The 24,518-nt window shown below is 71.3% G+C and carries 24 protein-coding genes and 1 riboswitch; of the genes, 9 read left to right on the top strand and 15 right to left on the bottom strand.

Annotation, left to right across the window (positions count from 1 at the left end; genetic code table 11):
- Positions 1 to 60 precede the first annotated feature (60 nt).
- Positions 61 to 1,518, top strand: a complete 1,458-nt coding sequence (locus ACIBVP_RS11305; RefSeq protein WP_396105948.1) for a phosphatidylserine/phosphatidylglycerophosphate/cardiolipin synthase family protein — start codon at positions 61 to 63, stop codon at positions 1,516 to 1,518.
- Positions 1,519 to 1,540: 22 nt separating this feature from the next.
- On the opposite strand, the gene ACIBVP_RS11300 is transcribed toward ACIBVP_RS11305, so the two are convergent.
- Both ACIBVP_RS11300 and ACIBVP_RS11295 read right to left on the bottom strand, forming a co-directional pair.
- On the bottom strand, positions 1,541 to 2,179 hold the full coding sequence (locus ACIBVP_RS11300; protein ID WP_396105947.1) for a class I SAM-dependent methyltransferase: 639 nt from the start codon (positions 2,177 to 2,179) through the stop codon (positions 1,541 to 1,543).
- Positions 2,180 to 2,267: 88 nt separating this feature from the next.
- Complete coding sequence (locus ACIBVP_RS11295; RefSeq protein ID WP_396105946.1) at positions 2,268 to 3,545, bottom strand: Nramp family divalent metal transporter; 1,278 nt, start codon at positions 3,543 to 3,545, stop codon at positions 2,268 to 2,270.
- Between the two features lie 71 nt (positions 3,546 to 3,616).
- Here ACIBVP_RS11295 and ACIBVP_RS11290 point away from each other — a divergent pair, with 71 nt between their 5' ends.
- The 3 genes from ACIBVP_RS11290 to ACIBVP_RS11280 are packed head-to-tail and all read left to right on the top strand — an operon-like array spanning position 3,617 to position 6,593.
- Entirely contained in the window at positions 3,617 to 4,270 is a 654-nt protein-coding gene (locus tag ACIBVP_RS11290) for a response regulator transcription factor (RefSeq protein WP_396105945.1), read from the top strand.
- Complete coding sequence (locus ACIBVP_RS11285; RefSeq protein WP_396105944.1) at positions 4,270 to 5,616, top strand: sensor histidine kinase; 1,347 nt, start codon at positions 4,270 to 4,272, stop codon at positions 5,614 to 5,616. Before ACIBVP_RS11290 ends, ACIBVP_RS11285 begins: the two co-directional genes overlap by 1 nt.
- Before the next feature lie 53 nt (positions 5,617 to 5,669).
- On the top strand, positions 5,670 to 6,593 hold the full coding sequence (locus ACIBVP_RS11280) for a TAXI family TRAP transporter solute-binding subunit (protein ID WP_396105943.1): 924 nt from the start codon (positions 5,670 to 5,672) through the stop codon (positions 6,591 to 6,593).
- A gap of 86 nt (positions 6,594 to 6,679) precedes the next feature.
- Here ACIBVP_RS11280 and ACIBVP_RS11275 read toward each other — a convergent pair whose 3' ends face one another.
- The 7 genes from ACIBVP_RS11275 to ACIBVP_RS11245 all read right to left on the bottom strand — a co-directional run bounded on the left by ACIBVP_RS11275 (position 6,680) and on the right by ACIBVP_RS11245 (position 13,062).
- Positions 6,680 to 7,192: a hypothetical protein gene (locus tag ACIBVP_RS11275; protein ID WP_396105942.1), complete on the bottom strand. Its 513-nt coding sequence runs from the start codon at positions 7,190 to 7,192 to the stop codon at positions 6,680 to 6,682.
- 105 nt (positions 7,193 to 7,297) lie between these two features.
- Positions 7,298 to 7,837, bottom strand: coding sequence for a hypothetical protein (locus ACIBVP_RS11270; protein ID WP_396105941.1), 540 nt, complete (start codon positions 7,835 to 7,837; stop codon positions 7,298 to 7,300).
- 106 nt (positions 7,838 to 7,943) lie between these two features.
- Positions 7,944 to 8,786, bottom strand: a complete 843-nt coding sequence (locus tag ACIBVP_RS11265; protein WP_396105939.1) for a transglutaminase N-terminal domain-containing protein — start codon at positions 8,784 to 8,786, stop codon at positions 7,944 to 7,946.
- Positions 8,783 to 9,730, bottom strand: coding sequence for an alpha-E domain-containing protein (locus tag ACIBVP_RS11260; RefSeq protein ID WP_396105938.1), 948 nt, complete (start codon positions 9,728 to 9,730; stop codon positions 8,783 to 8,785). Before ACIBVP_RS11260 ends, ACIBVP_RS11265 begins: the two co-directional genes overlap by 4 nt.
- A complete protein-coding gene (locus tag ACIBVP_RS11255; protein WP_396105937.1) occupies positions 9,717 to 11,342 on the bottom strand; it encodes a circularly permuted type 2 ATP-grasp protein in 1,626 nt (541 codons plus the stop codon). The genes ACIBVP_RS11260 and ACIBVP_RS11255 overlap by 14 nt, the downstream gene beginning before the upstream one ends.
- Positions 11,343 to 11,355: 13 nt before the next feature.
- The gene (locus ACIBVP_RS11250; RefSeq protein WP_396105936.1) at positions 11,356 to 12,192 is read right to left on the bottom strand and encodes an EamA family transporter; all 837 of its coding nucleotides are present in this window, start codon (positions 12,190 to 12,192) and stop codon (positions 11,356 to 11,358) included.
- 15 nt (positions 12,193 to 12,207) lie between these two features.
- Positions 12,208 to 13,062 (bottom strand): formate/nitrite transporter family protein, encoded by an 855-nt coding sequence (locus ACIBVP_RS11245; protein WP_396105935.1) that lies wholly within the window; start codon positions 13,060 to 13,062, stop codon positions 12,208 to 12,210.
- A gap of 193 nt (positions 13,063 to 13,255) precedes the next feature.
- Between ACIBVP_RS11245 and ACIBVP_RS11240 the strand changes: the two genes are divergently transcribed.
- The 4 genes from ACIBVP_RS11240 (at position 13,256) to rpsT (ending at position 16,233) form a co-directional block, all read left to right on the top strand.
- Complete coding sequence (locus ACIBVP_RS11240) at positions 13,256 to 14,203, top strand: SPFH domain-containing protein (RefSeq protein WP_396105934.1); 948 nt, start codon at positions 13,256 to 13,258, stop codon at positions 14,201 to 14,203.
- A gap of 4 nt (positions 14,204 to 14,207) precedes the next feature.
- Positions 14,208 to 14,471 carry a hypothetical protein gene (locus ACIBVP_RS11235; RefSeq protein ID WP_396105933.1) on the top strand — a complete coding sequence of 88 codons (264 nt, stop codon included), beginning with the start codon at positions 14,208 to 14,210 and terminating at the stop codon, positions 14,469 to 14,471.
- Positions 14,468 to 15,844: an AAA family ATPase gene (locus ACIBVP_RS11230; protein ID WP_396105932.1), complete on the top strand. Its 1,377-nt coding sequence runs from the start codon at positions 14,468 to 14,470 to the stop codon at positions 15,842 to 15,844. The genes ACIBVP_RS11235 and ACIBVP_RS11230 overlap by 4 nt, the downstream gene beginning before the upstream one ends.
- Positions 15,845 to 15,972: 128 nt before the next feature.
- Positions 15,973 to 16,233, top strand: a complete 261-nt coding sequence (gene rpsT, locus ACIBVP_RS11225; RefSeq protein ID WP_396105931.1) for a 30S ribosomal protein S20 — start codon at positions 15,973 to 15,975, stop codon at positions 16,231 to 16,233.
- An 89-nt stretch (positions 16,234 to 16,322) separates the two neighbouring features.
- Here the strand turns inward: rpsT and holA are convergent, their stop codons facing one another.
- Positions 16,323 to 17,300: a DNA polymerase III subunit delta gene (holA, locus tag ACIBVP_RS11220; RefSeq protein WP_396105930.1), complete on the bottom strand. Its 978-nt coding sequence runs from the start codon at positions 17,298 to 17,300 to the stop codon at positions 16,323 to 16,325.
- Positions 17,301 to 17,446: 146 nt separating this feature from the next.
- A riboswitch (SAM riboswitch) is annotated at positions 17,447 to 17,578 on the top strand.
- Positions 17,579 to 17,589: 11 nt separating this feature from the next.
- On the opposite strand from holA, the gene thrC reads away from it, so the two are divergent.
- On the top strand, positions 17,590 to 18,849 hold the full coding sequence (thrC, locus tag ACIBVP_RS11215) for a threonine synthase (protein WP_396105929.1): 1,260 nt from the start codon (positions 17,590 to 17,592) through the stop codon (positions 18,847 to 18,849).
- A 48-nt stretch (positions 18,850 to 18,897) separates the two neighbouring features.
- On the opposite strand, the gene ACIBVP_RS11210 is transcribed toward thrC, so the two are convergent.
- The 5 genes from ACIBVP_RS11210 to octT all read right to left on the bottom strand — a co-directional run bounded on the left by ACIBVP_RS11210 (position 18,898) and on the right by octT (position 24,516).
- Positions 18,898 to 19,464: a hypothetical protein gene (locus ACIBVP_RS11210; protein WP_396105928.1), complete on the bottom strand. Its 567-nt coding sequence runs from the start codon at positions 19,462 to 19,464 to the stop codon at positions 18,898 to 18,900.
- A gap of 55 nt (positions 19,465 to 19,519) precedes the next feature.
- Positions 19,520 to 21,937 (bottom strand): DNA internalization-related competence protein ComEC/Rec2, encoded by a 2,418-nt coding sequence (locus tag ACIBVP_RS11205; protein ID WP_396105927.1) that lies wholly within the window; start codon positions 21,935 to 21,937, stop codon positions 19,520 to 19,522.
- On the bottom strand, positions 21,934 to 22,761 hold the full coding sequence (locus tag ACIBVP_RS11200) for a helix-hairpin-helix domain-containing protein (RefSeq protein WP_396105926.1): 828 nt from the start codon (positions 22,759 to 22,761) through the stop codon (positions 21,934 to 21,936). Before ACIBVP_RS11200 ends, ACIBVP_RS11205 begins: the two co-directional genes overlap by 4 nt.
- Before the next feature lie 141 nt (positions 22,762 to 22,902).
- The gene (locus ACIBVP_RS11195; protein ID WP_396105925.1) at positions 22,903 to 23,760 is read right to left on the bottom strand and encodes a DegV family protein; all 858 of its coding nucleotides are present in this window, start codon (positions 23,758 to 23,760) and stop codon (positions 22,903 to 22,905) included.
- A gap of 36 nt (positions 23,761 to 23,796) precedes the next feature.
- Entirely contained in the window at positions 23,797 to 24,516 is a 720-nt protein-coding gene (gene octT, locus ACIBVP_RS11190) for a diglucosylglycerate octanoyltransferase (protein WP_396105924.1), read from the bottom strand.
- Between the last annotated feature and the right edge of the window lie 2 nt (positions 24,517 to 24,518).

The following is a 24,518-nucleotide window of genomic DNA, read 5'->3' as shown; positions in this document are numbered from 1 at the left end:
CCCGGAACCGCCTGCGCCCTCGTTCGGCGAACCACGTCGAACTGTAGTGCCATGGTACTTGTGAACACCTTTCGCTCATTGCTGGACAAGGTGGACGAGCGCCTGGGCGACGGACTCGAGCACGTCCTCCGCGCCCACCACGAACGCCGGTTGCGGCACCTGGGCTGGGGCGAGGTCCTCGAACCGACCGGCATGACGGACCGCTTCGGCGGCCGGGCGGCGATCCGCCACGGCAACCGCGTGGACGTGCTGGTCGACGGCGAGGAGGCCCTGCCCGCCATCGCGCAGGCCGTCAGGAACGCCAGGTCACACGTGCACATCGCCAACTGGCACGCGAGCCCGGACTTCCGGTTGACCCGCGAGGACGACGCGCCCACGCTGCGTGACCTGCTCGCCACGACCGCGCGGCGCGGTGTCGACGTGCGGCTGCTGCTGTGGGCGGGCCCGCCCGTGCCCGCGTTCCAGCCGACCCGGCGGCTGGTGCGGGCCGAGCAGCGGAAGTTCACCGAGAACTCGTCCGTCCGGTGCGTGCTGGACGCCCGCGAGCGGACCCTGCACTGCCACCACGAGAAGCTGGTGGTGATCGACGACACGGTCGCGTTCGTCGGCGGCGTCGACTTCACGGCGCTGGAGGGCGACCGGCACGACAGCACCGACCACCCGCCGAGCCGCCCGATCTGCTGGCACGACCTGATGACCCGGCTTGAGGGGCCGGTGGTCGCGGACGTGGCACGGCACTTCCGGCAGCGGTGGGCGGAGGTGGCGGCCGAGGACATACCGGAGCCGACGGTCCCGGCGCGGGCGGGCGGCACGAGCGTCCAACTGCTCCGCACCGTCCCCGACAAGACCTACGACTTCGCGCCGCGGGGCGAGTTCACGATCCTCGACGCGTACCTGCGCGCGCTGCGGTCCGCGCGGCGGCTCGTGTACCTGGAGAACCAGTTCCTGTGGTCGCCGGAGATCGCCGAGGTGCTGATCGACAAGCTGCGGGACCCGCCGGACGAGAGGTTCCGCGTGGTCCTGCTGCTGCCGCGCAAGCCGAGCAACGGTGCGGACACCACCCGTGGCCAGCTGAGCAGGCTGCTCGACGCCGACGGCGGCGACGGCAGGCTGCTGGCGACCACGATCAGCACGCACGAAGGCGACGAGTCGGCGCCGGTCTACGTGCACGCGAAACTCGGCATCGTCGACGACGAGTGGATGACGATCGGGTCGGCGAACCTGAACGAGCACTCGCTGTTCAACGACACCGAGGTCAACGTGGCGACCGACGACCGGGAGCTGATCCGCGCGACCCGGCTGCGCCTGTGGTCGGAACACCTGCGGTGCCCGGCCGAGGAGCTGGGCGGCGACCCCACCGACATCGTCGACCACCGGTGGCGGCCGATCGCCGAGGAGCAGGCCGCGCTGGAGGCCAGGGGCGAGCGCCGCACGCACCGCCTCATCATGCTGCCCGGCGTCTCGCGACGGGCGGCACGACTGCAGGGCCCGCTGCGCGGCCTCCTGGTCGACGGCTGATCACCGCACGCGGACCCGCGACTCAGCGAGTCGCCGCGAAATGGGCCACGGCCCCGGACAGCTCCAGCCGGTCCACACGCATCCCAGCGCCGGAAAACCAGCGCTCCACGTCGTCCAGCGTGCGACCAGGCCCGAACAACCCGATCCGGTGAAACGCCTGGATCGCGAGATCCTGCCGGATCCCCGCACCGCGCACGATCGTGTCCCCGACGAACCGGGCGCCGTCCTTCAGACACCGGGAGATCTCCCGCACAGCGGCAGCCGGATCCGGAAGACAGTGCAGTCCGTTGAAGCACAGACACAGGTCGAACCTGTTGTCCGCGAACGGAAGCCGGGTGATGTCCGCGGCCGTCGCGGTGATGGCCCGGCCCAGGCGAGCGGCCCGCGCGCGTGTGCGGGACAGCATCACGGGTGAGATGTCGGCGGCCACGTACCGAAGGTCCTGTCCCGGGCGCATCCCGCGCAGTGCCGGGCCGCCGCCGCACGGCACGTCCAGGACCGCCGACCCGGCGGGCATCGCCCCGATGGTCCGGATCGTCTCGTACATCAGGCGGGTGTCGGTGCCCCACAGCACGGCACCGGCCGGCCGGGCGAGCCATTCGCGCTCGACCCCGAAGTCGTACACCCGCGCCGCGAGCCGGCTCCCGGCCCAGCCAGTCATGGCTCAACGGTAGCCCGGGAAGCGGCGTTGTCGGACGCGCTGGACCCGGTCATCGCCTGACCGGGTCCAGCCACCATCCCCCCGGGCTCTACTCGAACAGGCCCACCAGCTGGTCGTAGGCGAGGTAGGCGAACAAGACCAGGCACGCGACGAGCACCGTGTTCGACAGCCACCGCGACCGTCCCTCGGCGGTCACCCGGCGCGAGTTGAGCAGCACCAGCAACGTGCCCGCGAGGAACGGCATGAACAACGCGCCGAGTGCCCCGTAGGCGACCGTCAGCTGGAACGGCTTGTCGAGGAACAGCAGCACCATCGGCGGGAACGTCAGCCACAGCACGTACCCGCGGTAGGCGCGGCTGCGCTCCAGCTGCCTGTTCGACACCTTCTCGTCCACCCGGTCAGCGGGCGCCCGCAACGTCCGCCACCAGTCGGCGAACAACAGGCTCACGCCGTTCCACACGCCGATCACCGAGGTGAACGACACCGCGAAGAACCCGACGAGGAACGGGATCCTGGCCCACTCGCCGTAGTCGGCGGCGAGCGTGTCGCCGAGGTTCAGCAGGCCCTTGTCGCCAGTGACGACCTCCTGGCCGGCCAGCAGCTCGGCACCGACGATCAGCATCGCGATCACGAACACGCCGGTCGTGACGTAGCCGACCGCGTTGTCGGTGCGCATCATCGGCAGCCACGACGGGCCGCGCCAGCCCTTCGCGATCGTCCAGTAGCCGTAGGCGGCCATCGTGATGGTGCCGCCGACGCCGCCGACCAGGCCGAGCACGTACACGAGCGAACCGTCGGGCAGCCGTGGCACGAGTCCCCACGCGACGTCACCCAGGTTCGGGGTCACGAGGACCGCGGTGCCCACGACGGTCACGAACATGACGCCGACGAGCGCCGTCATGACCTTCTCGAGCAGGGCGTACCTGCCGTACCAGACGAGGAGGAACCCGGCGAGGCCGCACAGCATCGCCCAGTACCGGACCGACAGGAACGGGAACAGCGCGTTCAGTGGCAGGCCGGACGCGGACATCGCGGTGGCGCCGTACACGAAGCCCCACACGGCGGCGTACACGCCGAAGTACCACAGCGCCCACTTGCCGAGGGTGCGCCAGCCGGACAGGATCGTCTGCCCCGACGTCAGGTGCCAGCGCCCGACCGCCTCGCCGAGCGCCAGCTTGAACGCCGTGCCGATGATCACCGCCCACAGGAGCGTGTATCCGTACTTGGAGCCGGCGACCATCGTCGCCACCAGGTCACCGGCGCCGACGCCGGTCGCGGCGGCCATGATGCCGGGGCCGATCTGCTTGAGCCGGGCACGCCAGTCCTGGGGCGCGGCCACCACGGTGTGGTCCACTTCACTCGACATGCCGAGAACGTAACCTCGGTTCACTACCGGCCGAGCCAGACTTAACGGTCGCTTAGGAAAGAGGTCGCCCGGTGAAGGTCCTGGTCGTCGAGGACGACGACGGTGTCGCGAACGCGGTCGTCGGCGCTCTCGGCGCGCACGGCCACCTCACCGAGCGGCTCACCCGCGGCGAGGACGCGCTGACCCGCCACCACGACGCCGACCTGGTGCTGCTCGACCTCGGCCTGCCGGACGTGGACGGCCTGGAGGTGCTGCGGAAACTGCGCCGCGTGGCGACCACACCGGTGATCGTGCTGACCGCGCGCGGCGACGAGCGGTCCGTGGTCCGCGGCCTGCACCTCGGCGCCGACGACTACCTGGTCAAGCCCGTGCGGCTCGCCGAGCTGCTGGCCCGCATCCACGCGGTGACCCGCCGCGCCCGCCCGGCCGAGGAACACGCGGTGGTGCGTGTCCGGGACGTGGAGATCGACCTGGACGCCCGCCGCGTCACCACCGACGACGCCGAGATCGAGCTGACCGCGAAGGAGTTCGACATCCTCGCCGTCCTCGCCCGCAACCACGGTGTGGCGGTCAGCAGGCAGCGGCTGCTGGACGAGGTGTGGGGCGACGCGTACCTGGCGGTGTCCCGGTCGCTGGACGTGCACCTGACCGGGCTGCGTGCGAAGCTCGGCCGTCCCGGACTCGTGGCGACGATCCGCGGGTTCGGGTTCCGGTTGGAGGGCTAGTGCGGCGGCGGTTGCTGGCGGTGCTGCTGGCGTTCGCGGTGGTCGCGGTCGCCGGGTTCGCCGTGCCGCTGCTGCTGGCGACCGCGGCCAACCGGACCCAGCAGTTCGTGCTGTCCCGCACCGCGGACGCGGCCCGGTTCGCCGCGCTCGCACAGGAGAACCGCACCCAACTGGTCACCGAGGTCCGCGCGCACACGACGCTCTACGGCGACGGCGTGGTGGTCGTGGACGCCCGCCGCCGCGTCGTCATCGAGGCCGGGATGCGGGCGACGAACCCCGACGTGGCCGCGGCCATCGACGCCGCGTTGCGCAACCAGCCCCGGCAGGCGCCGCACGACCTGCGCCCGTGGTCCGACGGCACGGTGCTGTTCGCGCAGGCGGTGGGCACGGGCACCAGCGTGACCGGTGCGATCGTGCTGCGCTCGTCGGTGGCGCGGGCCGTGGCGGACATCCGCTTCCGGTGGGCGGTCGTGCTGCTGGCGGCGCTGCTCGCCGCCGCCGCGTGCGTGCTGCTCGTGCTGCGGATCGCGAGCTGGCTCCTGCGACCGGTCGCGCAACTGGCCGACGGCGTGCACGCGGTGGCGGCGGGCCGCGAACGCACACACGTCGACGTCGCCACCGGCCCGCCCGAGCTGCGGGGGCTCGCCGAGGAGTTCAACCAGATGTCCGACGCGCTCGCCGAGTCCGCGGGCAGGCAACGACAACTGGTCGCGGACGCGTCCCACCAGCTGCGCAACCCCCTGGCCGCGCTGCGGCTGCGCATCGACACCGCCGCGGTGACCGATCCCGCCTACGACCCGATGGTCCGCGAGCTCGACCGTCTCGAAGCGTTGCTGGACGGCATGCTGACCCTCGCGTCCGCGGACAGCATCGCCACCGACCTCGCCGCGTCCGCCACCGACGCCACCTGCGACGCGGCGACCGTGCTGGCCGACCGTGTCGAGGCGTGGCACGAAGCGGCGGCCGCGGTGTCCGTGCGTCTCGAAGGAGAAACCCCGGCGACGCTTCCCGTGCGCTGCGCGGAGTCCGAACTGGCACAGGTGCTGGACGTCGTGCTGGACAACGCGATCAAGTACGCGGGCGAGGGCGCCACGGTCCGCTGGAGCTCCCGGCGCACCGACGGCGAGACCACGGTGACCATCGACGACGACGGCCCCGGCGTCCCGGAGGAGCACCTGCGGCGCCTCACGGAACGCTTCTGGCGCGCCACCACCGCGACCCCCGGCTCCGGCCTGGGCCTCGCCATCGCGGAACGCCTGACCACCGCCCACGGCGGCCACCTCACCGTCCGCGGCGGCGACCGCGGCGGCCTGGCCGTCGACATCACCCTCCGGACCGCGCCATGACCTGTGGACAACCCGGCACCGCTCGCCCGAAACCGTCGTACTCCTCCGGTAGCGTGGCACCCGGGGGCCGGAGGCCGACCCGCCGCACGTTCCTCCTCACGGCGGCCACCGCCCTCGTCGCGACGGCCTGCACCGACAGTCCACAGCAGACGCTCCGGATCGCGGCTGGCGAACCCGGCGGTTTCTACAAGGAGTTCGCCGAACTGCTCGCCGCCGAGACGACCGCGACGGTCATCAGCACCACCGGCTCGGTCGAGAACCTGACACTCGTCAGGAACGGCGAAGCTGAGCTCGCCCTCACGCTCGCCGACGCCGCGTCCGCCGCCTACGCGGGCCGCACCCCGTTCACCACGACCGTCCCGCTCCGCGCGCTCGGCCGCGTCTACGAGAACTACATGCAGCTCGTCGTCCCCGCCGACAGCCCGGCCGAGTCCGTCACCGACCTCGCGGGCAAGCGGATCTCCCTGGGCGCCGAGGGGTCCGGCGCCGCCCTGTTCGGCGACCGGCTGATCGCCGGGTCCGGCATCACCGCCGACGTCGACCACCACCCGCTCGCCGACGCCGTCGCGGAACTCGCGGCGGGCACCGTCGACGCCATCCTGTGGTCCGGCGGGGTGCCGACGCCCGCGCTCGCGGACCTGCACCGGCGCCGCCCCATCCGTCTGGTCGACCTCACCGACCAGCTCCCCGCGCTGCAGGCCGCGTACGGCGCGGTGTACGAGCACGTCGCGGTCCCCGACGGCGGCTACGGCCACCCGGTCGACACCATCGGCGTGCCGAACCTGCTGGTCAGCCACCGCGACCTGCCCACGGACGTCGCCGCCGCGGTCGTGCGGGTGCTGGTCACCCGCGCGTCCCGGCTGGTGCCGCCGCAGGCACTCGGCACGCAGTACCTCGACCAGCGCTCGCTCATCGCGACCGCACCACTGCCGATGCACCCCGGTGCCGCGGCGGCGTACCGCGAACTACGCGGCTAGGCACGCCCAGCGACGTCCAGCAACTCCACCGACGGATCACCACCCTCGAACAGCCCCTCAGCGGCGGGCTGTCAGATGCGACCGGCTCAGCACGCGCATTCGAACCTCAACTCGCTGTTCACCGGAATCGCGGTCCACAACGCCCTGACGAGTGGCTGCCGCTGCGCCTGGACACGCGACTCGGCCAGCGCCGCCGCTCGCAGCGGGCCGATCGGATCGAACCTGAACCCCGTGTCGAGAGCGTCCAGACCGGGCTCGAGGGCGACCAGCGCCGGCTCGTTGTCGAAAGCGATCTCCAACTCGACGTGCCACAGTTCCGCCTGCCAGCCGGGATCATCCCGGTCGCCGAGGTCAACCACAGCAAGTTGTCTGGTCAGCGTCAGGATGAGGCGATTGTCGCTCCAGGAACGCCGGCCCCATTGAATGATGAATCCGTCGCCGCCTTCGTCGGCCGGCGCAACCCCGCCGATCTCCGTCTGCGAGAACTCGACGAACGCACGCCACGCCTCCTCGACATCGGTGACCGCGGCGGGCTGGACGCCTCGCTTCCGCAGCAACTGCTCCAACGATTCGGAGGCAGCTCTCCATGCGATCGGCATGACGAACCGTATCAACGGTGCGGGAGCCGAACCCGCTGGCTAGTGCCCCCGTCCAGGTGGGATGGGTCGGCTATCCGTGCCCACCTCGCCTGAACGGGGCACTGGTTATTTCCAGCCCAGGTCGGTCAGGTCCAGCAGCACGGTCGCCGTGTGCTTGTCACCCGACTTCGGCGCGACCACGAGCACCTCCTCGTTCTTCGCCACCGACCCGATCTCGTCCTTGTCGGCCTTGACCTTCGTGTCCTTGTTCACCACGTACGCCGTCGTGAACCCGTCGCTGCTCTTCACCGTCACCCCGGTCGCGCTGACCTCTGTCACCGCACCGCGCTGCACCTGCACCGTCTGCGTGCCGCCGCCTTCCTTCGACAGCACCACCTCGCCGTGGAGGATCCCGTCGACGTCCGCGCCCAGCACGTCGCCGAAGTCACCGCCGAACCCGCCGCCGAACCCGCCCATCCACGGACCACCACGCCACGGACCGTGCCAGTCGTCGTCGTCCGCCTTGGGCTCGGACGGCTGTGCGGCCGCGGGCGTGTCGTCACCGGACGCGGACGCGATACCGATCGCACCGATGCTCATCGCACCGACGACCGCGATCGCCGCCCCCGCCCGCCAGAGAAACCGTCGGTTGTCGCTCTCAGTCATGCCTCCATGGTCGGCGGCACGGCGCGGAAAAACGTCGGACCGACGGGCCGATCCGTTCTACGCACAGGGCGGTAAAACCTACCGGCCCGCTACTCCGCCGGGAGTACTACGCGAGCCGGGTCACGTCGACCGACACCTCGATGGCCGTGGCGGCGCCACCCGAGTACGTGCCCTTCACCGGCGACACGTCCGCGTAGTCCCGCCCGCTCGCCACCCAGATGTGCCTCGGCCCGATCTCGATGTCGTTGGTCGGGTCGAAGCCCCACCAGTCACCGGTCCACGCCTGGATCCACGCGTGGCTCTCGCCGTTGACGGTCTCGCCGATCGCCGCGTCCGGTTTGGTGTGCAGGTAGCCCGACACGTACCGGCCGGGGATGCCGATCGACCGCAGCAACGCGAGCGTCAGGTGTGCGTAGTCCTGGCACACGCCCTCACGGGCCTGCCACGCGTCGACCGCGGAGGAGTGCACCCCGGTCGTGCCGCGCTGGTAGGTGAGCTTGTCGTGCACCCACTCCGACACGGCGAGCACGGCGTCCACCGGCCTGCGTCCCTTGCGCAGCTCGCGCGCGACCGCCGCCAGCTCCCGGTTCTTCGGCACGTAGTTCGTCGGTTCGAGGTACTCGGCGTACCGGTCGATCACGTCCGATGACCGCAGCTCCGCCCAGCTGACCCCGTCGCCGGGCGCGCCGCCGTCGCCGGTCTCCACCACCGACGACGACACGATCTTCAGCTCGGTGTGCGGGGCGTGCAGGTCGAACGCGGTGACCTCGGTGCCCCAGTAGTCGGTGTAGCGGTAGGTCCTGGTCGGCGGCGTCGTCTCGACCCGGCTGACGACGAGGTTCTGCCACCGGTTGTTGCGTGGCGTGAGCCGGGCCTCGTTGTAGGACTGGGTGACCGGCGCCGCGTACCGGTACCCGGTCGTGTGCACCACCCTGACGCGCCAGTTCACAGCGAGACCCCCGCGTTCGTCCACGCCACCCACGGCACGGAGTGGAAGTACTGCAGCGCAACGGCTTCACCGACGTCACGCACGGTCTTCTGCAGCGACGTCAACCGGCCGGGCAGGTCGTCGAGCAGCTCCGCCGGACGCAGGAACTCCAGGTCGCTGCGTGCCTTGCCCAGCAACCGGATCGCCTCCGCCTTGGCACCGACACGCACGGTCGGCCGCAGGTCCAGCTGCTCCAGACAGGCCTCGGCCTGCCGCAGTGCGTGGAAGACAGAACGCGGGAAAAGCCGGTCCAGCAACAGGAACTGGACCACCCGGCTGACGTCCAGTGCGCCGCGGTAGGTCCGCAGGTACGTGTCGTGCGCACCGGCGGACCGCAACACCGTCACCCAGCCCGGCGACGACGGCTTGTCCCCCACCCGTGACAGCAGCAGCCGCACGATCATGTCGACACGCTCGACGGACCGGCCCAGCACGAGGAACCGCCACCCGTCGTCGCGGCTCATGGTCGAGTCGGCGAGCCCGGCGAACATCGCGGCACGTTCCTCGACGAACGAGAAGAACTCGTGCGGGCCGAGGCGTTTCGCGGCGCGCTGCCGTTCGGGCACGGCGTTCCACATCGCGTTGATGCACTCCCACAGCTCGGTCGACACGACCTCCCGCGCGACGCGGGTGTTCTCGCGTGCGCTGGAGATCGACGAGACGATCGAGCCCGCGTGGTCGCGGGAGAACGCGACGAGGTCGGTCAGCGGCCGCACATCGAGGGGCTGGCCGTCGGGTGGGGTGATGCCGAGGACGCCGAGGAGCCGGCGGCTGGTCGCGTCGGCGTCGACGGTCGCGTCCTCGAGCAGGTGGTGGACCGACACGTCGAGAATGCGGGCGGTGTCGTCGGCCCGTTCCACGTAACGGCCGATCCAGTACAGCGACTCCGCGTTACGGGCGAGCATCGTCCACCCCCTGCTGCTGTTGCTGCTGTTGTTGCTGTCCGCTGGTCAGCTCCGGTCCACGCTCCGGCGCGACCTCCGCAACCGTTTGCGCCTCCCCGAGCCCGGTACCGGCCAGCTCGGCGTCGGCGGTGGACGACCGGGGCGCGAGGATCCACGTGTCCTTGGACCCGCCGCCCTGCGAGGAGTTGACGACGAGACTGCCCTCGGGGATCGCGACCCTGGTCAGCCCGCCGGGCAGCACGAACACCGAGGTGCCGTCGTTCACGGCGAACGGCCGCAGGTCGACGTGCCGTGGCCGCAGCTTCTGGCCCACCTTGGTCGGCACGGTCGACAGTTGCACCACGGGCTGTGCGATCCAGCCCCTCGGGTTGGCGCGGATGCGCCGGCGCAACGCGGCCAGCTCACGCGCGTTCGCGTTGGGGCCGAACACGATCCCATAGCCGCCGGACCCCTCCACCGGTTTCACGACCAGCTCGGCGAGCCGGTCCATCACCTGCTGCCGCTCGTCGGGCAGCCAGCAGCGGAACGTGTCCACGTTGGGCAGGAGCATGCTCTCGCCCAGGTAGTACTTCAGGATGTCCGGCAGGTAGGTGTAGACGAGCTTGTCGTCGGCGACCCCGTTGCCGACCGCGTTGGCGATCACCACGTTGCCCGCGCGGGCCGCGTTGAGCAGGCCCGCGACCCCGAGCACCGAGTCCGGCCGGAACTGGACGGGGTCGAGGAAGTCGTCGTCGATGCGCCGGTAGATCACGTCGACGACCTGCTCGCCCTGCGTGGTGCGCATGTAGACGGTGTTGTCGCGGCAGAACAGGTCACGCCCCTCGACCAGCTCGACCCCCATCTGCCTGGCCAGCAGCGAGTGCTCGAAGTAGGCGGAGTTGTGCACGCCCGGGGTGAGCACGACGACGTTCGGGTCGGCGACGTTCGCCGCGGCCGCCGCACGCAACGCGCGCAACAGGTGCACGGCGTAGTCACCGACCGCGCGGACCCGGTGCTTGGCGAACAGGTCGGGGAAGACCCGCGCCATGGTCCGCCGGTTCTCCATCACGTAGGACACACCGGACGGGCTGCGCAGGTTGTCCTCGAGGACGCGGAACACGCCGTCCTCGTCGCGGACGACGTCGATACCGGCGACGTGGATGCGCACCCCGTTCGGCGGGACGAGGCGCGCGGCCTGGCGGTGGAAGTGGGCACAGGAGGTGATCAGGCGTTTCGGGAGCACGCCGTCGCGGACGATCTGCTGGTCGCCGTAGATGTCGGCGAGGAACGCCTCGAGCGCCTTGACCCGCTGCACGATCCCGCGTTCCAGCCGGGCCCACTCGGACGCGGTGATCACCCTCGGGATCAGGTCGAGCGGGAAGGGCCGCTCCTGCCCCGACAGCGAGAACGTGATGCCCTGGTCGACGAGTGCCCGGTCCAGTGCCTCGGCACGAGCGCCCAGTTCGGCCGGCACCGACTTGGCGAGCTGGTCGTGGAGCCGCCGGTAGGCCTGCCGGACCGTGCCGTCGGGGGCGAACATCTCGTCGTAGGCGCCCGCGTGCGGCCGCTTCGGGTCGAGGTAGCCGTCGAACAGCCCGGCGGGGGTCGTGCGTGCCCGGGTTGATCTCTCCATCAGCAGAAACTACTCAGCTGACCGCGATCGCCGCCACCCCCGCGAGGACGATCACGGCCCCGGTGAGCCGCCGCAACGGGTTCGGTTCGCCGAGCAGCAGCCACGCGCCGATACTGCCGACCACGATGGACAGCTCGCGGGCCGGCGCCACCAGGCTGACCGGCGCGAGCCGCATCGCGAACAACACGAGCACGTAGGCGAGCGGGGAGAGGATCGCGACCGCGAGCACCGGCACGCGGTGGTCGCGCCAGATCCGCGCCACGGTGTCCCGGCGGGCCATGGCGTAGGGCGCGAGCAGCACCGACTCGACGAGCGCGGACCCGCACATGAGCAGCACCGGCGGGGTGGCGAGCGCGGTGACGGCGTGGGCGTCCCAGAGCGTGTAGGTGGCGATGAGCGAACCGGTCGCGAACCCGTACCCGGCGCCGCCGCCCGTCTTCAGCCCGCCGATCACGAACACCCCGGCGATCACCGCCGCCGCCCCCGCGAGCGCGACCGCACCGGGCCGCTCCCCGAGCAGCCAGACCGCAGCCACCACCGACAGCAGCGGCCCGGTCCCCCTGGCGAGCGGGTACACGACGGACAGGTCCCCGACCCGGTATCCCCGCTGCAGCAACACGAAGTACCCGAGGTGGATGACACCGCTGACCCCGAACGCGAGCCACCAGGACGCCGCCAGCCCGTTCTGGACGACGATCACCGCCGCGAACGGCACCAGGAACACCACGCTCCAGACGGCGGCGAGCCACACGAAGAGCGCGCCGCCGTCCGGTACCCGTTTGGCGTAGAGGTTCCACCCGGCGTGCGCGACCGCCGCGCTGAGCACGAGCAGGATCGCGGCCGGGTGCACCACCCCACCCTGTCACTACCCGACCGTGCCCTTCACCGGGTTTTCGGCGGTCGGGGAGACCGTGCCGTTGCGGGACGGGCCGGTCCGCGCGTGGGTCGCGTACATCGTCAGCCCGACGAACGAGAGCCCGCCGACCAGGTTGCCGATCACGGTAGGGATCTCGTTCCAGAGGAAGTAGTCGCCGATCGAGAAGTCGCCGCCGAGCATCAGCCCGGACGGGAACAGGAACATGTTGACGATCGAGTGCTCGAACCCCATGTAGAAGAACACGAGGATCGGCATCCACATCGCGATCACCTTGCCGGACACGGATGTCGAGATCATCGCGGCCACGACACCGGTGGAGACCATCCAGTTGCACAGCACGCCGCGGATGAACAGCGTCAGCATCCCGGCGGCGCCGTGGTCCGCGTAGCCGACGGTCCTGCTCTCCCCGATCTCGCCGAGCCGCTGCCCGACCGCGTTCGGTTCGACCGTGAACGCGTAGGTCACGATCACCCCGATCATGAGCGCGACGACGAGCGCGCCCGCGAAGTTGCCCACGAACACGAGCGTCCAGTTGCGCAGGACCGTGCGTAACCGCACCCCGGGTCGTTTGTCGATCAACGCGAGCGGCACGAGTGTGAAGACGCCGGTCAGGAGGTCGAAGCCCAGCAGGTACAGCAGGCAGAACCCGACCGGGAACAGCAGTGCCCCGACGAGCGCGTTGCCGGTCTGCACGGTGACCGTGACGGCGAAGGCGGCGGAGAGCGCGAGGATCGCACCGGCCATGAACGCCCGGATGATGGTGTCACGCGTGGACATGAACGCCTTGGCCTCGCCGGCGTCGATCATCGTGCGGACGAGTTCGGCCGGGTTGACGTAGGACATGGAGGTCGCTCCTCGGGTCGGAATGGTGATCGGATCACGTCGGGTTCACACGGAACTTCGGCGATCCGGGCGTGATCGTTCACCTCGGCGCGACACGGACGTCCGACGCATCGCCCGGCGGGCTCGCACAGGGACTCGACAGTGCGCTAAAGTGATATCACTTTGCTAGATGCGTGCCTCTGAGGGGACTGCCATGAACGCGACCGGACTCGTCGTCGACACACCACCCATGCCCACTCCCCACGTGCGTGAACGCGTGGCCTTCGGCAGCTCGGGGCTGCCCGTGCTCGGCCTCGTGACGCTCGCCTACCTCGGCGGGACCGCGCTCCTCGTCATCGGCATCCTCCGGCTGACCGGCTCGGACACCGATCCGCGCACGTCGGGCATCGTGCTGATCGCGCTGTCCGCCGTGCTGGTCATCGGCGCGGTCATCCTCAACGTCGGCCTGATCATGGTGGCGCCCGGCGAGGCCAGGGTGCTGCAGTTCCTGGGCCGCTATGTCGGCACGGTGCGCACGGACGGTCTGCGCTTCGTCAACCCGTTCACGTTCCGGCGGCGCATCTCGACCAGGATCCGCAACCACGAGACGGCGGTGACCAAGGTCAACGACGCGGACGGCAACCCGATCGAGATCGCCGCCGTGGTGGTGTGGCGGATCACCGACACGGCCCGCGCGGTGTTCGAGGTCGACGACTACGACGAGTTCGTGACCATCCAGGCGGAGACCGCGGTCCGGCACATCGCGACCAGCTACCCGTATGACGCGCACGGCATCGACCAGCTGTCGCTGCGGGAGAACGCGTCGGAGATCACCGAGAAGCTGTCCGCGGAGATCGCGGCCCGGGTCGAGGCCGCGGGCGTCGAGGTGATCGAATCACGCATCACGCACCTGGCCTACGCGTCGGAGATCGCGGGTGCGATGCTGCGCCGCCAGCAGGCCGGCGCGGTGGTCGCGGCCCGGCAGCGCATCGTCGAGGGCGCGGTCGGCATGGTGCAGCTGGCACTGCGGGAACTGGCCGACCAGGACGTGGTCGACCTGGACGAGGAGCGCAAGGCGTCGATGGTGAGCAACCTGCTCGTGGTGCTGTGCTCGGACCGCGACACCCAGCCCGTCGTGAACACCGGTTCGCTGTACCACTGAGGCCGTGCCGGAGCGCAAGAAAGTCCTGCTGCGTCTGGATCCCGCGATCCACGACGCGGTCGCCCGCTGGGCGGGAGACGAGCTGCGGAGCACCAACGCGCAGATCGAGTTCCTGCTCCGGCGGGCGTTGTCGCAGGCGGGGCGACTGCCCGACAACGCGGGCAAGCCGCCACGGCGCGGCAGGCCCCCTAAGGAAGATCCCCTGGCCGAAACGGGTGAAGTTCCCGGAAGCGGCGAGGGCGGTGGCCAGGGCACTGTGGGGACGTGAACGTCACCGACGCACGTGAACTGGCCTTGTCCGTGAAGGCGGTGTTCGAGTCGGCGCAGCACGCTCTCGACGGTGCCGCCGACCCGCCGCTGATCAGGAAGATCACCGACCACCTTGGTTGCCCGCTGACCGAGATCCCCAACGTCGCCCTGCACTTACCGGCGTTCGAGCACGTGAACCTGCAGCGCGGCGTGGACGCCTATCTCGCGGCACACACCCCCGAGACGACCTGGTTCGGGATCGCGGGCAACAGACGCTTCAACACAGTGATCGACATGCTGGCCGACGCGTCGGCGGGCCGGATGTACCAGCTCGGTGCGGTCGACTACACCACGGTCGCGACCGGCCCGGAGACGTCGACGGAGGCCGTCCAGCTCGGCCTGGTCTGCACGACGGCGCCGGACGGCACACCGGTCGTCCTGGCGGTACAGGGAGCGCAGGAGGACCGCGGCGAGGAGCGCTGCCACCTGCAGCTCCTGGCCGCCGACCGCGCCACGGCGGCAACGGTCCGCGAGGAGGTCGAGCGCCTGATGCGGGAGCGGGACCTCTTCCGCGGCAAGGTGCTCGCCTTCGGCACGAGCGAACACCGCCACAACCAGCTGCTGACGTTCCTGCCGCGACCGGAGCTGGACGCCGAGGACGTGGTCCTGCCGGACGGGGTGCTCAGCTCCATCGAGCGCCACGTGGTCCGCGGCGAGGAGCAGACCGAGGCGCTGAAGGCCCACGGCCAGCACCTCAAACGAGGGTTGCTCCTCTACGGCCCGCCCGGCACGGGCAAGACCCACACGGTCCGCTACCTGCTCAGCCGGGCGCCGGAGAGCACGGTGTTCGTGCTGAGCGGCGCCGCGATGATCCGCTTCCTGCGCGCCACCACGTCGCTGGCGAGGAGGCTGGCCCCGTCCATCGTGGTGGTCGAGGACGTGGACCTGATCGCCAAGGACCGCACGATGTCGATGGACGGCAACCCGGTCCTGTTCGAGCTGCTGAACGAGATGGACGGCATCGGCTCGGAAGCGGATGTGACCTTCGTCCTGACCACCAACCGCGTGGAGGCGATGGAGCGGGCCCTCACGGAGCGGCCGGGCCGCATCGACCTGGCTGTCGAGGTCCCGAAGCCGGACGCCGAGTGCCGGGAACGCCTGCTCCGCCTGTACGCGCGGGCGACGACGCTGAACCTGCCCCGCGCGGACGAGGTCGTCGCGGCGACCGAGGGCGTGACGGCGAGCTTCATCAAGGAACTGGTCCGCCGAGCGGTCCTCGAGCAGGTCGAGGCGGGCAGCGAGGAGATGACGGAGGCGACGCTGAGCACGGCGCTGGCGGGGCTGATGGACGAGCGGCAGGCGCTGACCAGGAGCATCCTGGGAGGCCACTGAGGGCCCCTGGTAGTCTCACGGGGTCGTGCCCGTGTGGCATTCCGCCCAGGAGGAAGCCCGCCGTCACAGGTGGGGTCACCGCAGATGCGGCCACGACTTCCGTGATCGACATCGAGGAGCAGTCCCCTATGGCCAACATCAAGTCCCAGATCAAGCGGATCAAGACGAACGAGAAGGCGCGTCAGCGCAACAAGTCCGTCAAGTCCTCGGTGAAGACCGCGATCCGCAAGTTCCGCGAGGCCGCCGACGCCGGTGACAAGGCGAAGGCCGCGGAGCTCCTGCAGGATGCCAGCCGCAAGCTCGACAAGGCGGCCAGCAAGGGCGTGATCCACACCAACCAGGCGGCGAACAAGAAGTCCGCCATGGCGAAGCGCGCGAACGCGCTCTGACCCAGAGCACGAAGGGCGCGTCGGCACCGGCCGGCGCGCCCTTTTTCGTGCACCGAGTCGTCGGCGCTTGACCTGCACAAACGCCCGGTTCAGGCCCGGCGGCGGGCCTCCGCCAGCCTCAGCACGGCCCGCTCCAGGGCGTAGCCCGCGTCGACCGCGACACCCTTCACGTCCGCGTTGACGTCCGCCACCACCTGCATGGCCATGACCAGGCCGGCCGGGTGCCAGCCACGTGACTGGGCCAGCGCCTTGCGCACCTTCCAGGCGGGCATTCCCAGCTCGCTCGACAGCCGGAACGGGTCCGCACGTCCCGCGCCCGCCACCTTGGCCACCGTGCGCACCGCGTCCGCCAGCGCGTCGGCCACGAGCACGTGCGGCACGCCCAGCTGCATCGCCCAGCGCAGCATCTCCAGCGCGCCGGTCACGTCGCCGGTGACGGCCTTCTCCGCGACCGCGAACCCCGTCACGTCCGCGCGGCCACGGTGGTAGCGGCGGATCGCCTCGACGGTGACCTGCCCGTTCGTGTCCGCGACCAGCTGTGCGGCCGCCGCCGCCAGCTCCCGGAGATCGGACCCGACGGACTCGATCAGCTCGCGGACCGCATCCATGTCCGTCTTGCCTCCGGCACGACGGACCTCGTTGCGGACGAACGCCTCCCGGTCACCCGGCTTGGTGATCTTCGGACACTCGACGACCTGGGCGTTCGCCGACTTCAGCGCGGCGATCAGGTCCTTGCCCGGTTTCCGCCCGCCGCCGTTGTGCAGCACCACGAGCTGCACCCCGTCCGCGGGCTCCTTCACGTAGGCGGCGATCGAGGCGGCGATGTCCTTGCCCGCCTCCTGCGCCCCCTCCAGCACGATCACCCGGCGTTCGGCGAACAGCGACGGGCTGACGAGCTCGGCGAGTTCCGGCCCCGTCAGGTCGGTCACCTTCACACGGGTCGTCTCGGCCGTCGGGTCGGCGAGCCGCGCTGCCTCGGCCGCCGCGTGGACAGCCCGTTCGACCAGCAGTTCCTCGTCGCCGAGCACGAGCTGCAGGGCGGACGGGGTCACGGCGGGCGCCTTCACACCGCCATCCTCGCATCACCCGCCGCTGCCGGGTCGGCGGGCACGCCACGACGTCGAGAACGGATGAAACCGCTCTCGAATGATGGACCTCACATTGGCCGAGTCACGGTGTCGTGCCGTAACGTGTCCGGAAGACAACTTCATACCGCTCATCCAGAGGGGCAGAGGGAACGGCCCGAAGAAGCCCCGGCAACCGGCGTCAGCCACATCGATTCGCATCCGCGAGGACGGCGACGACCACGGTGCCAATTCCGACCCGCACGCGGGACAGATGAGGAGAGACCTCGCGATGACGATCACCGCCGACGCCGGCACCACCACGCTCGACCTCGGGCCCGCCCGTGCCCTGACCTGCCGCGAGTGCGGCAACCAGATCCCGCTCGCCGCGGAGTTCGCGTGTGCCGAGTGTTTCGGCCCGCTGGAGGTCTCCTACGAGTTCGGTGACGTCACCCGAGCGGAGATCGAGGCGGGCCCCAAGTCCATCTGGCGCTACCGCGGGCTCCTGCCCGTTCCGTCCGATGTGGACACACACCCCAACACCGAGCCCGGCCTCACCCGGCTCGTCAAGGCCGACCGACTCGCTGCCGCACTCGGTGTGAAGTCGTTGTGGGTCAAGGACGACACCGGCAACCCGACCCACTCCTTCAAGGACCGCGTCGTCGGCGTCGCACTCGCCGCCGCGCGACAGCTCGGTTTCCGGGTGCTCGCGTGCCCGTCGACCGGCAACCTCGCGAACGCGGTCGCCGCGGCCGCCGCCCGCGCGGGATGGGAGTCGGTCGTGCTGATCCCGTCCTCCCTCGAACGGGCGAAGGTGCTGACGACGGCGGTGTACGACGGCGCACTGATCGCCGTCGACGGCAACTACGACGACGTGAACCGTCTCGCCACCGAACTCGCCGCCGAGCACGAGGACTGGGCGTTCGTGAACGTCAATGTCCGGCCGTACTACGCGGAGGGCTCGAAGACCCTCGGCTACGAGGTCGCCGAGCAGCTCGGTTGGCGCCTCCCCGACCAGGTGGTCGTGCCGGTCGCGTCGGGTTCGCAGCTCACCAAGGTGGACAAGGGTTTCCGCGAGCTGGCGGGCCTCGGCCTCGTCGACGACAAGTCCTACCGCGTGTTCGGCGCGCAGGCCACGGGCTGCTCACCGGTCGCCGCCGCGTACAAGGCGGGCCACGACGTGGTGAGGCCGGTGAAGCCGGACACCATCGCCCGTTCCCTCGCGATCGGCGCCCCGGCCGACGGCCCGTACGTCCTCGACGTCGTCCGCCGCACGGGCGGCGCGGTCGAGAACGTGTCCGACGAGGAGGTCGTCGCGGGCATCCGACTGCTGGCCAGGACCGAGGGCATCTTCGCCGAGACCGCCGGTGGCGTCACCGTGGCCACGGCCAAGAAGCTCATCGAGACCGGCCAGCTCGACCCCGACGCCGAGACCGTCCTCCTCATCACCGGTGACGGCCTCAAGACCCTCGACGCTGTACAGGACCAGGTAGGCCCGCGTGCGACGGTGCCGCCGTCCGCGGACGCCGTCCGCCAGGCACTGGCCGACTGAGCCCCACCCTCGACACCCTGCTTCGACGGGCTCCGGCCAGACGCGTGGTCAGAGCCCGTCGAGCAGGTTCCGCAGAAACCCAGGCGCGCCAACGCCGAGCACCAACCCGAGCGCAACGCCCACCGTCGCGTCGACGACGTCGGCACCTGGCTCGTGCACCGCGTGCACCGTGTCCCCACGATCCGATGTGGACAGTCGCGACACCGGTTGGCCGTTGCGCTCCAACCGCGCCCGCCACCGCCTTGTGTGACGCAGCAGGTACTCCCGGCCCGCCACGGTGGCACGGACGTTGAACGTCGCCCGGCGCATCGCACGCCGCCCGCAGTCCAGCGGCACCGGCTGCCCGTCGACCGTCAACGTCACCGCGTGCCGGTCGTTGGGCACGATCCGCGGCGGCCGGGCAAGCCACACGAGCCGTCGTTTCACCGCGTCGGGCAGTTGCAACTGTGCGCTCAACCTCACCACCGCCGGCCACGGCCCGTGCACCGTGACGACGCGCGGATCCCACGCACCCGTCACCGTGAACACGCCGAACCGAGGATCCTGGATCCGGACCACCACCGGTTCAGTGGGCAGGTCCGCACCGAGGATGGCTTTCCGCAGCTTGTCGAACACCCGGCAACGCTAGCCGACCCGCCCCGGCACGCCGTCGCCCATGGCACGGCACGTCCTAGGGAGGTTTCGCGGCCCGCCCAGGCGGCGCCCGCGACGCACCACGGGTGACCGCCTTCGGCCCGGCCTCCGTCGCCACGATCGCGGTGTCCCCGCCCTTGTCGGTCCGCAACACCAGAGCCCCAGTCCGCGCCAGCAGCCGCAGCGTGAACGGGCTGGGATGCCCGTAACGGTTCCCCGCCCCGACACTCACCAGCGCGATCCTCGCCCGTGCCGCCGAGAACAGCTCCGGCGAGGTGTACCGCGAGCCGTGGTGCGGCACCTTGATCACGTCCGCGGACAGGTCCACCCGCGCGTCCAGCAACCGCGCCTGCGCGGACAGCTCCACGTCCCCACTCAGCAACACCCGCCCGGCAGGCGTGGTCGCCCGCAGCACCAACGACGCGTTGTTGATCTCCGTACCGTCCGACTCCGCCCGTGGCATCACCTCCTCCTCATCGGGCGCCAACACCTCGATCACCAGCTCAGGCCATGCCAGCCGCTGCCCAGCGGTCAACTGGACCACCGACACCCCTGCCTCATGTGCCTTGCTCCGTACCTCCTCCCATGCCCAACGCGGCTCCCGGGCCCTGCTGAGCCCCACCGCGCCCACCGCCCGGTCCGCCAGCACCGCGTCCAGCCCACCGACGTGGTCCGCGTGCAGGTGGCTCAGCACCACCAACGGCACCCGCGAGACGTCCAACCGGTCCAGACACCCGTCCAACGGCGCCGCCTCGGGCCCGGTGTCGACCACGACCGCACGACCGGCGTCACCCGTCGCGAGCACCAGCGCGTCACCCTGTCCGACGTCACACGCCACGACCGCCCAACCGTCCGGCGGCCACCCCGGCGCGATCACCCGCAACGGCACCACGACCACCAGCAGCCCGGTCAGCAGCACACCGACGAGCGTCCGCAGCCACCGTCTGCGCAACGCCGCCACCAGCAGGCCGACGCATCCGGCGAGCAGCACCCCGCCGAGCCAGCCGCCCGGCCAACCGATCACCGCACCCGGCACCCCGGACGCGTGCCGGGCGACGAGGATCAGCCATTCCGCCTCCGGACCGGCCACCCGGACCAGCACCTCGGCCGGCCACGAGGTCACCGGCGCGACCACGGCCGCCAGCACGCCGAGCACGGTCGCCGGCGCGACCACCGGCGCGGCCAGCAGGTTCGCGACGACCGCGACGAGGCTGACCTCGCCCGCGAACCCAGCCACCACCGGCGCCGTCACGAGGTGGGCGGCCGCGGGCACGGCCAGCGCCTCGGCGAGCCCGCGTGGCACACCCCGGGCCGCGAGCCGGTCCGCCCACCTCGGGGCGATCAGCACGAGCCCGCCGGTCGCAAGCACCGACAGCGCGAACCCGATGCTCACGGCCATCGCCGGGTCCCACAGCACCAGCACGATCACCGCGACGGCCAGCGCGGGCAACGCCGCCCGCTGCCGCCCGACGGCGAGCGCGAGCAGCCCGACAGCTCCCATCACGCCCGCACGCAACACGCTCGGCTCAGGCCCCGCCAGCACCACGAACCCGGCCAGGGCGAGCATCGCCCCGGCGGCCGCGGTCCTCGGCCCGCAGCGCAGCGTTCGCAGTAGCAGCAGCACCGCCACGCAGACGATCGCCAGGTTGCTACCGCTCACGGCTAGCAGATGCGCCAGCCCCGCCGCCTGGAACTCCTCCACCACGTGCTGCGGCAGTTCGTCCGTGTCGCCGACCACCAGCGCGGGCAGCAACCCCCGCGGCTCCGGGTCCAGCACAGCCGCCGCGTCCGTCAGCCCGGCACGCAGCGTCTGCGCGACCCGCTGCCACACCGGGGCCTCGGTCACCGCCTCCGGCGGTCCCCGTACCCGCAGCACCGCCACCGTCATGCCGCCCGGCTTGGCCGGCGCCATCGCCGCGGTCGCGGTCACCAACTGCCCAGGAAGCAGTGCCCGCCACCGGTCGGCCGACGCGATCACCACCACCGCTCCCGTGGAGTCCACAGGACGGCCAGCAACCACCGCGCTCACCACCCGGGCCGGCACCACCACCGACCAGACGCCACCCTGCTGCCCGCCGAACCCGGCCGAGAACACCGGCTTCGGCCGTTCGGTGACCTCGACCCGGACGACCGCCGACGCACCCGCGCCCGCCAGCGCCCGGATCGGGTCCTCGGCGACGGCGCGCAGCCGCACCGTGCCGGCCAACGTCACCAGCAGGCCGCACACGAGCAACGACCAGGCCATGCCCCGGCACCACCACCGAGCGAGTGCCGAACGCCCACGGAACCGGACCAGCACCACGACGCCCACGGCGACTCCGACGAGCCCGGCGACGGCAGTCCACCACCAGCCGAGCAGCAGCCCCGCCATCGTGGCGGGCCACACCACGAGCGCCGCGGGCACCAGCCGCCAGTCCTGTCTGCCGCCGACCTCGAGCCCCCACCCGCTGATCATCGCGTGACGACCAGGTCCTGGAGCTTCGCGAAGCGGCTCGGCCCGATGCCGTCGATCTCCCGCAGCTGGTCGACGCTGTCGAACCGGCCGTGCTCGGTGCGCCAGTCCACAATGCTCTGCGCGGTCACCGGTCCCACCCCCGGCAACGTGTCGAGGTCGGTCAACGTGGCCGAGTTCAGGTCGATCTTCGCCGGCTCGCCGGGTGCCGTCGCCCCGCTCACCGGTTCGGCCCCGGGCGGCGGTGGCACGCCGACGTAGATCTGTTCTCCGTCGGCGAGCTTGCGGGCGAGGTTGAGCGCGCCGAGATCGGCGCCGGCCACCGGCCCGCCGGACACGCGCAGGGCATCAGCCACGCGTGCGCCCTGCGACAGCGTGACCAGACCGGGCCGGGCGACCCGCCCCACCACACTGACCACGATGGACGTCTCGGTCGTCTCCTCGGACTCGTTCGCCGCCGCGACCGGCAGCACCGGCGGCGGCTCGTGCTCCGTGCCACCTGTGCCGCCCGATGTCACCGCGACACCGAGGGCGATCATGACGGCGAGCACGAGCCCGCCGACCACGGCGACGGCCAGCTTCCGCCGACGAGCACCGGCCGACTCGGGCGTCCACTCCGCCACCAACCGGCCCGCGCGGCCGCGCCGCCACCACGGCTCACGCGGTGGCGGGTCGGGTGGGTCCGCCGAGACGTCCTCCCACCCCTGATCCGGCGGCAGCTCGGCTGGCTCCGCCTGCGGTTCGGCGCGTGCCTGGTCCATCAGGCTCGCGAGCCGGTGCCGGGTCTCGTCAGTTCTGCGCTCGCGGCGTGCAGTCGTTTCGATCACGGGTTCGACGATATGCGGGAGCGAGCGGACGGGCGGGCCGATGGGCGTTCGCTGTGGACAAGTCGGAGGGCTGTGGACAACTGCCCGTGGCGAACGGATGTCGGCCGCGAATTGTCGGTGCGTCGCGGGAGAATGGAAGGTTCAGCGGTCGACCGGGCACACGACGACCGCGAGCATGCCCGGACCGGTGTGCGCGCCGATCGCCGCACCGAGCTCCGACACCAGACACCCCGACGACGGGGAGATCCGCTCGTCCAGCCGCGTCGCGAGCTCGACCGCCCGGTCGTGGGCGGCCAGGTGGTGCACCGCCAGTTCGACACCGTCCGACCCGCTGGCCGCGGTGGCCTGTTCTGCCAGGTCAACGAGGCGGGCGACCGCCCGGTTCGTGGTGCGCACCTTCTCCAACGGCACGATGTGACCGTCCTTCACGTGCAACACCGGCTTCACCGCGAGAGCCGTGCCGAAGAACGCGGCAGCCGACCCGATCCGCCCACCTCTGCGCAGGTACTCGAGGGTTTCGACCATGAAGAACGCTGTGGTTCGCACGGCCGCCGCCACCGCGGCCTCCTCCACCGACTCACCCGTGCCGCCGGCCGCCGCCACCGTCGCGGCACGCAGCACCGCGAAGCCCAGCCCCATGACCGTCGTCCGTGAGTCGACGACCCGGACCCGGTCAACCCCGACCTCCTGGGCCGCCAACCGCGCCGACTCCCAGGTCCCGGACAGCTCCCGGGAGAGGTGCACCGACACGATGCCCTCCGCCCCGTCGTCGAGCAGCCGCCGGTAGGTCCGCACGAACTCGTCCGGGTTGGGCCGGGAGGTCGTCACCGTGTGCCTGCCGGACAGCGCGGTCGCCACCTCGACCGGCCCGAAGTCGACGCCGTCCAGCCCGGACCGGTCGTCGATCAGCACGTGCAGCGGCACGACGTGCACCGCATGCCGGTTGGCGAAGCCATCCGGCAGGTACGCACTCGAATCGGTGACCACGGCGACCGGCACGGTCGGGAGCCTACGTTGTCGGCGGGGAAACGACCGTCATCGCGGCCGGTCGAGCAGCGCACCGGCCGCGTCGGCCAGGGCCTCGCCCACGCGCTCGTGCGCCTCCCAGCCCCAGTGCATGCCGTCCGGGTTGCCCCGGCCGCCCAGCACGTGCTCGCCGACCAGCGACGCCAGGTCCAGTAGCGGCACGCCGGCCGCGTCGCCCCATGCCTGGATCGCAGCGGCTCCGGTGACCCGTCCGGTGTGCACGAAGCCGTACGAGCTGGACTTGTGCACCGGTGGCAGGACGCCCACGGCAGGCAGGTCGGGCCGCAACGCACGGATCGACCCGAGCACCCGGTCCAGGTAGCGGACGGTCAGCGCGGGCGGCAGCGCCACCGGACGACCGCGAAAGGCCCTGGCCAGCCACGGCTGGGCGGCGACGTACCGGTCCCGCGCCCACCGGCGCAGCGGGTCGGGACGCAGGTAACGCAGGCCTTCACGCAGGTAGGTGGGCAGTGGTGAAGGCAGGGTGTCCATACTGCCGACCGCGAGCACCAGCACGTCGGCTTTGGGCAGCTGTGCCCACACCTTCGGATCGCTGGTGAGCGCCCAGAACGCGTCCCGGGCAGTCCAGCCCGGTCGCGCGAACAGCTCTGCCTGACCGTTCAGGGCGGCGGCGGCACGGTTGGGCCACAGCCGCTCGTCGTCGGCTGGATAGGCGCCATCCGGTCCGTGGAAGCTCAGCGAGTCCCCGAACACCAGCAGGGTCGTCAAGG

This window comes from Actinophytocola sp. NPDC049390 (assembly GCF_044466355.1).
Lineage (GTDB): Bacteria > Actinomycetota > Actinomycetes > Mycobacteriales > Pseudonocardiaceae > Actinophytocola.
This window is presented reverse-complemented; position numbering and strand designations above follow the sequence as displayed.